Raw genomic sequence first — 5,640 nt, 5'->3', positions numbered from 1 at the left:
TGTTTTATTGTCGGGGCTGAATGTCAATTCAGCCTGGAAAGCAAAAACGCCCCGGCGGGAAGCCGGGGCGTTTGTGAAAAGCTAATAGAGGCGCGCGAGGCGCCTGGATGGCTTAGTAGCGGCGGTCAGGGCGGTTGCCGCCGCTGAATTCGCGACGAGGACCACCACCGGTGCGGTCTTCACGAGGACGGGCTTCGTTCACCGTGAGGGCGCGGCCTTGCACGGTCTTGCCGTGGAAGAGGCTGATCGCCTTCTGGCCTTCTTCGGCCGTGGACATGGTGACGAAGGCGAAGCCACGGCTTTTGCCCGTGAATTTATCCTGCATGAGGGCGACTTCGGAGACGGTGCCGGCTTCGGCGAAGGTATCCTGGAGGTCGATTTCGGTGGTTTCGAACGACAAATTGCCGACGTAGAGTTTGCTGGACATGACTGTTCTTTCTTACTGCAAGGCGGAGCTTTCGGTGGCTGTTTCCGGTAATCGGATCTCAAAACTGCCACTGAAGAGTTAGCGGAGGAAACCCCGCGTCACGGAACAACTAGCAATCTACCAAACCCAGAGGGGTTCCAAACTTGTAATGCGGGGAAAAAACACGCGAACGGGACCGAAAGCAAATTATATCTCAAACTATCGCTACCACATCAATTGGCGCAGTTCCTGGATGCGGGCGCCCATGAACTGGCATTTGGCGGCGATGGAGTCGAGGGCCTCGAGTTGCTTGAGCCAGGCGATCTGTTGCTTCTTCACCGCGGCGAAGCGCTCGGCGGGCAGGACGATATGGACGGCTTCGTAGACTTGGTTGAGGCGCTTATCGTACCACGCCAGCCGGTCTGCTTCCTTGGGGAAGGTGAGGGTCTCATCGAGATAGGTATTGTAGGCCGTCTCGAAGGGATCCCAGTTTTGGATTGGGCGGGATTCTGAGCGGGTCCACTTGCCAGTGGCGGGGTCGAAGGTGCCTTGGAAGAGGGAGCGGTAGTCGGGCTGACCTTCGAGGGACTTGGGATTCGTGAAGGCATAGGCGCGGACGAGCAGTTGACCGCGTGCTCCCGAGCGGAGGTACGCGGTGCCGCTTCCGCCCATGTCTTCCCCGTGGCCCTGCCGGGCGATGGCCGCATCGAGGGCCTTTTTGATGTGCTGGCCGAGATCGGTCTGGGTGCACTTGCCGTCACGGATCTCGACGAAGGTGATGGCGTCGAAGCCGTAGCGCCCGTCGTAGGTGACCACACACCATTTGGAATCCGCCGCCCACGTGACATGAAGGTCGTGGTGGTTTTGCCCCGGGAAATAATGCGCATTGCGGATATTGGCGAGATGGCGGTGCGTCTTCAGGTCCACCAGCGCGTTCTTGAGATCGGCGTCCTCGAGCGCATCCGCGACCAACCGGGAGGGGAGCAACACGCCGTAGCGGCCATTGGGGGAATTGTCGGTGAGCACGTAGCCCTCGGGCCAGCCGTCTTCGGCACGGACGGTGGCGAGGCCGCCGGCGAAGAAAAGAAAGGCAGAACATCCCACACCCAACATCCAACGCCCAACATCCAATGAGGGGTGAAAGCGCCGCTCGGAGCTGTACCACGCTGCGAGGGAGAAGAGCGGTGCTGTAGGCATGGGCCCACTTCGCCAGAGCGGTGTGCGTGGCGCGAGCGGGAATTATTCGCTTGGGTGAAGGCTCAGCGAAAGAGCGAGTCCACGCCCATGGCGGTCTTGCGCATGAATTTCGGCATGGCTTTGCGATGGCGCACCTGGAAGAGACGATAGATCCACGAGAGCACGTGCAGCGTAAAGACGCGGTCCAGCACGTGGCGGTAGCCGCGCTGGCGGCGGATGAGCAGCCGGGACAGCCACGAGACGGTGCGGCGGCCGAGGCGCGAGGCCTCGAGCGAAGTGCGGATGCGGTAGCGCTGCCGGTGCGAACGCGGCCAGCGTTTCTTGTAGGCTTTCTTCGCGGCCTTGATCTGGCGCTCGAGCGCGGGGTCCGGCGGCAGCAGGTAGTAGCGTCGCGCGAGGAGGATCATCTCGAAAGTATCGCGCATGAAGACGATGTCCTCCTCGGGGAGGGCGAGTTCGCGCGCCAGCACTTGCATGCGGTCGAAATTGGCAAAGGCCGCTTCGCCCTCGCGCAACGCCTCCTCGGGGTCGTGCACAAAGTGCGCGATGACGCGGCGGACGGCATCGTGAATGAAAACGGAATCCCAATAAACGTGAAGCAGCGGGGGGATGCGCACGCGACGGAAGAAGAGTTTTTGCTCGGCAAATTCCACGATGTAGAGGAGCTCGCGGATGACGATTTCCGCGCGGCGCAACAGTTCCAGCGCACCGGCGGCGCGCTCCGGGCCGAAGAACTCTCCGACCGTTTCCTCCACGGACAGGTCGTCGCGCAGCACGCGGATGGCGGCGACAACATTCAGCTCGATCCATACGCCTTCCGGCTGGAGAAAGGCGCGGCGGCGTAGGGTGTGCCAGCCGCCCGTCTGGCACCAGACGGAGAACCCGACGACGTTGCGTGCCTCGCGCAACTCGCGCGCGTAGCGCTCCACATCCCAGCCGATGAAGGAGGGATACTCGCCCGCGCCTTCGTACTCTCGCCGCGCCTGAAGCTCGATGATCTTCGGCAGGTCGATGCGGAAGAAATGGCGATTGAGCGGCAGGTAGCGGAAGAAATCCGACTCGCCGTACTTCATCGAGAGAATGAAGGCGGGAGAGGTGATGCCGGCGAGGGCCTGCGCCAGACGGCCACGATGCCAGAGGAGATCGCCCACGAGATGCGCACCGACCGTCCATGTGCGGAAGATGAGCTTGCGCCCGCGCTGCTCGAAGATAGGGAGCAGCGAGTGCAGCAGGCGATTGACTTCCGCCGCCGTGCGCAGGAAGAGACGGCTGCGGAGCGGGTCGCTGACATCGAGACCATCGCTCTCGCCGATGCGCAGGATCACGCCCTCGACCTCCGGGAAATCATCGAAAAATGCGGCCACGACCTCGCGGAACCAGGTCTCCGCCGCGCCCAGATGGTCGCGCAGATGGGCATCGACCGCCGTGGTGGTGGTGAGAAAATCACTGGTCACAAACACGCGCAGCCCGGCCGCGCGCAGCACCGCAAAGCAGAGCCGAAATTCTTCCCGCAAGATCGCGTTGCGTTCGCGCACTTCCGGCTCGAACCACGGATGCAGGCTCAGGTGCGCGACGTCGTCGAGCGAAGCCGCATTGAAGCCCAGCGTCCGCACCTTGCCGGCAAACACGGCAAGCTCCGCGCGAATCTCCGTCCATTGCCGCTCGCGATCCGGCCCGCAGGTGGCGAGATGCGGGAAGGGGATCTTCGACCAGTTGATGACGCGCCGCGAATAGCCGCGGAAAAACGGACCGATGGCGTCAATGAGCGCAAGTTCCATGGCGCGCGCACCCTTGCAGGGCGCTGCGGTTCCTGACAACGCCGCAAATGCAAAAATTTGCGGGCGGTTACGAAGCTGTTACGCGATCTTCTGCAGGCCTTCCATGGCGCCATCGTAACCGCTTACGGTTTCCGAGGCGGCGAGGTCGCGGCTTTGGCGCCAGGAGCTGAGGTTCATGCGCATGATGAATTCGGCCCCGAGGGCGGAGACGAACATGGAGCGGCCGAGCACTTCCATGAGGAACTCGATCAGCTCGATCGGGCGCATGAGCGAGGTCTTGGAATCCAGCCCCACGAGGTGGACGCCGAAGACGTCGCGCGTGGCGAGGAAGACAACGAGAATGACGCCCGCCAGCATTGTCATGAGGCCCACGATGCGCTGCACGCCGCGGATCCGGCGGTAATCGGCCTCGCACAACAAGGGCCGGGTGAAGGCATCCCCGCAAATGGCGTAGGTCAGCGACGCCGCGGAGAGCAGGGCGAGGGGGATGAGGATGGCCGGATGGCTGGTGAATTGATCAACGGCCACGACGACGACGAGGAGGAACAAACCGTAGAGCGGCGAGGCGACGACGATGAACCACCCCGGGAGCAGGGCCTGCGGCAGCAAGGTTTTGATCCGCAAGCAGGCGCGCTGCAACCCGGGAATGAGCGAGAGCACCGAGGGCAGCAGTCCGGCGAGGATGCCCACTGCCTCCATGACGCCTTCGGCCTGGTCCTTGAGAAAGAGCACGGGATTGCTCGCGGCGGAGACATTCTGCTCGGCCACTCCCCACCAGCTCCACGGGCAGAGGGCGAACAGCATCGGCGCGAAAAAGCTGAAGGCGAAGGCGATCACCATCACGCGAAACGCCAGCCGGAAACGGTTACCGAGAAAGAGGACGATCAGCGCGGCAATCGGCAGAGCGTAGAGCGCCAGGAGACCCAGGCCGTCGGCGATCTTGCCCATGGCCTTGAGCTGTTCTTCTTCCTCGTCTTTCCCGCCTTTCTCGTCCCTGTCATCCTTTTCCGCTTTCTCCGCTGGTTCCGCCTTGTCGGTCTTCTCGGCTTTCTCGTCCGCGGGGGCGGCCTTTTCGCCGCCGGGCGTGATGAGGTTCGCCGCCGCGGGCGAGATGGCTTCCAGTTTCTGGAGAGCGGTCTCGGTGAAGGTCTCCATCAGCCCCGGCTGATCGTCTTCGGTGAAGGTGCTGTAGGTGGAAACCAAGGCGCTGAGCGCGGTGAAGATGACGACCATGAGCACCGTGGCGCGGCGCCACAGCACGTAGCGTTGCGAGGTCGGCTCGGTGATACCCTCGGCGGCGAGGGCGGTCTGTTCCGCCGGGCTGACGGCGATGGCGCCGAGATTGGAGGTGAAGGCACGGGCGAGCGATTGGAGATTCATAGGAGGAGTCTGGGGCTGGGAAACGTTCGGTATTCCGATGACGACTGACCACAAAGGGAACGGGGCTTTTGTTTACATAAAATGCATAAAATCTGCCACACAAAAAGTAACAGTCGGGGATCTCGGGCTGCCGCGTCGAACGTGTCTCTCCGGCTGACAAATGCGCGCCCGCAGAGCAGGCTCGGCGTATGCGCATTCTCCCCCTTGTTTTCGGGCTGGGTATTTTCACGGTGATTTCTGCTTCGGCGGATTCGCCCGTCGGGATCACCCATTCGGTATTCGTCGCGGGAGTGGAGACAGCGATCCTGAGCGACCAGGGGGAGGTGCTTTGGAAATATCCAGCGGCGACGCGCGATGGTTTTGTGCTGCCGAATGGGCATGTGCTGCTCGCGGTGTCGAAGAACAAGGACTATCCCGGCGGCGCGGCGGTGGAGGTCACGCGTGAGAATCAGGTCGTCTTGGAATACAAGGGAACGCAGGTCGAGGTGAACACGGCGCAAGCGTTGCCGAATGGGCGCATCCTGCTCACGGAAGCGGGACCGAATCCACGCGTGCTCGAAGTGGACCGTAGCGGAAAGATCGTGGCTGAGATGCCGCTCCAAGCGCAGCCCGTCAATGCGCACATGCAGACGCGCATGACGCGCCAACTGGCGAATGGCAATTACCTCGTGCCGCAGGTGATGGAGAAGGTGGTGCGTGAGTACACGCCTGCGGGAAAGATCGTGTGGGAATACCCCAGCCCGGCGACGCCAAAAGAGTGTTCGCCCTTCACCGCCATTCGCCTGCCCGATGGGCATACGCTCGTGACGCAAACGCGCGGCATGCGCGTGGACGAAGTGGATTCGGGCGGGAAGATCGTCTGGGACTTGACCGGCGCCG

At 62.5% G+C, this 5,640-nt stretch carries 5 protein-coding genes; 1 reads left to right on the top strand and 4 read right to left on the bottom strand.

Features of this window, described 5'->3' with window-relative positions; translation table 11 throughout:
* Positions 1 to 112: 112 nt before the first annotated feature.
* The 4 genes from ABJF10_RS28870 to ABJF10_RS28855 all read right to left on the bottom strand — a co-directional run bounded on the left by ABJF10_RS28870 (position 113) and on the right by ABJF10_RS28855 (position 4,761).
* Positions 113 to 427, bottom strand: coding sequence for an RNA-binding protein (locus ABJF10_RS28870; RefSeq protein WP_348548065.1), 315 nt, complete (start codon positions 425 to 427; stop codon positions 113 to 115).
* Positions 428 to 631: 204 nt separating this feature from the next.
* Entirely contained in the window at positions 632 to 1,603 is a 972-nt protein-coding gene (locus tag ABJF10_RS28865) for a hypothetical protein (RefSeq protein ID WP_348548064.1), read from the bottom strand.
* 62 nt (positions 1,604 to 1,665) lie between these two features.
* On the bottom strand, positions 1,666 to 3,381 hold the full coding sequence (locus ABJF10_RS28860; protein WP_348548063.1) for a hypothetical protein: 1,716 nt from the start codon (positions 3,379 to 3,381) through the stop codon (positions 1,666 to 1,668).
* Between the two features lie 78 nt (positions 3,382 to 3,459).
* Complete coding sequence (locus tag ABJF10_RS28855; protein ID WP_348548062.1) at positions 3,460 to 4,761, bottom strand: hypothetical protein; 1,302 nt, start codon at positions 4,759 to 4,761, stop codon at positions 3,460 to 3,462.
* 188 nt (positions 4,762 to 4,949) lie between these two features.
* Here ABJF10_RS28855 and ABJF10_RS28850 point away from each other — a divergent pair.
* On the top strand, positions 4,950 to 5,640 hold a 691-nt coding region (locus ABJF10_RS28850), incomplete at its 3' end, for a hypothetical protein (protein WP_348548061.1).

Origin of the sequence: Chthoniobacter sp. (assembly GCF_040003245.1) — a bacterium.
Taxonomy (GTDB): Bacteria; Verrucomicrobiota; Verrucomicrobiia; order Chthoniobacterales; family Chthoniobacteraceae; genus Chthoniobacter.
The sequence above is the reverse complement of the archived record's forward strand: the minus strand, read 5'-3'. Positions and strand labels throughout refer to the sequence as shown.